The sequence below is a fragment of the Streptococcus infantis genome (assembly GCF_047463655.1).
GTDB classification, from domain to species: domain Bacteria; phylum Bacillota; class Bacilli; order Lactobacillales; family Streptococcaceae; genus Streptococcus; species Streptococcus infantis_Z.
Window position 1 is genome coordinate 1 of sequence record NZ_JASHDM010000031.1, and the last position, 930, is coordinate 930.

A 930-nucleotide genomic window follows, 5' to 3' on the forward strand; every position below is an offset into this window, starting at 1 on the left:
GGCTTGCACTGGTTGACGCTGACTCAGAGGCCGATGTGCTGGCTGATTGGCTTGCACTTGTACTTGCTGACTCAGAAGCTGATGTGCTGGCTGATTGGCTTGCACTGGTTGACGCTGACTCAGAGGCGCTGGTGCTGGCTGACTGACTCGCACTTGTACTTGCTGATTGGCTTGCACTTGTACTTGCTGACTCAGAAGCCGATGTGCTGGCTGATTGGCTCGCACTGGTTGACGCCGATTCAGAGGCTGATGTGCTGGCTGATTGGCTTGCACTTGTTGACGCTGACTCAGAAGCCGATGTACTTGCTGATTGGCTTGCACTTGTTGACGCTGACTCAGAAGCCGATGTGCTGGCTGATTGGCTCGCACTGGTTGACGCCGATTCAGAGGCTGATGTGCTTGCTGATTGGCTTGCACTTGTTGACGCTGACTCAGAAGCCGATGTGCTGGCTGATTGGCTCGCACTGATTGACGCTGATTCAGAGGCCGATGTGCTTGCTGACTGGCTCGCACTGGTTGATGCTGACTCAGAGGCCGATGTGCTGGCTGATTGGCTCGCACTGGTTGATGCTGATTCAGAGGCCGATGTACTTGCTGACTGACTAGCACTTGTACTTGCTGATTCAGAGGCGCTGGTGCTGGCTGATTGGCTTGCACTGGTTGACGCTGATTCAGATGCCGATGTACTTGCTGATTGGCTTGCACTTGTACTTGCTGACTCAGAGGCCGATGTGCTGGCTGATTGGCTTGCACTTGTACTTGCTGACTCAGAAGCTGATGTGCTGGCTGATTGGCTTGCACTTGTACTTGCTGACTCAGAGGCGCTGGTGCTGGCTGACTGACTCGCACTTGTACTTGCTGATTGGCTTGCACTTGTACTTGCTGACTCAGAAGCCGATGTGCTGGCTGATTGGCTCGCACTGGTTGACG

General features: G+C 54.3%; 1 pseudogene. It reads right to left on the reverse strand.

The window, feature by feature from the left end:
* A pseudogene (locus QM877_RS10180) lies at nt 1–930 on the reverse strand (hypothetical protein); the annotation flags it as partial.